Raw genomic sequence first — 692 nt, forward strand, 5'->3', positions numbered from 1 at the left:
CGCCGAATTCGACGCGCAATGGCGGCGCTTGATCGAGACGCGCGAGCCGCTCGCGCGCCTGCGCGTGCGCAACCTGCGTCGGGACGGGATCCCCATCGTCTGCGAGTGGACCGTGACTCCGCTCGTCAATCCGGGGGGCGAAATCGTCTCCGTCATCGCGCAAGGGCGCGACATCACGCAGGAGCTCGAGGCCGAGCGCCTGAAGAAGGAGTTCACCTCGACGTTGTCGCACGAACTGCGCACGCCCCTCACCTCGATCATCGGCTCGCTGCAACTGCTCAATTCGGGCGTCATGGGCGAGCTTGACAAGGAAGTGCTCGAACTCACCGTCGTCGCCGAGCGCAACGCCCAGCGCCTGCTCGACCTGATCAACGACATCCTCGACATCGAGAAGATCGAGTCGGGCAACCTCGCGCTTGCGCCCGAGCCGCTCGCGCTGGAGGACGTGCTGCGCGAGGCGCTCCTGCTCAACCGGGCTTTCGCCGAGCGCTACCGCGTGCGTTTCGAGCTGCGCGGCGAACCGCCTTCGGTGCGCGTGTCCGCCGACCGCAAGCGCTTGCTGCAGGTGCTCACCAACCTCCTGTCGAACGCCGCGAAATTCTCGCCCGAGGGCGCGACCGTCGAGGTGAGCCTGGAGCAGCGCGGGGCGCGGGTGCGCGTCGGCGTGCACGACCGCGGCCCGGGAATCCCGG

The 692-nt window shown here is 68.5% G+C and carries 1 protein-coding gene; it reads left to right on the forward strand.

Features of this window, described 5'->3' with window-relative positions; all coding sequences use genetic code 11:
• On the forward strand, positions 1-692 hold a 692-nt coding region (locus NZ773_16205; GenBank protein MCS6803470.1), incomplete at both ends, for a PAS domain-containing protein.

It is taken from the genome of Dehalococcoidia bacterium, from assembly GCA_025054935.1.
Taxonomy (GTDB): Bacteria; Chloroflexota; Dehalococcoidia; order SpSt-223; family SpSt-223; genus JANWZD01.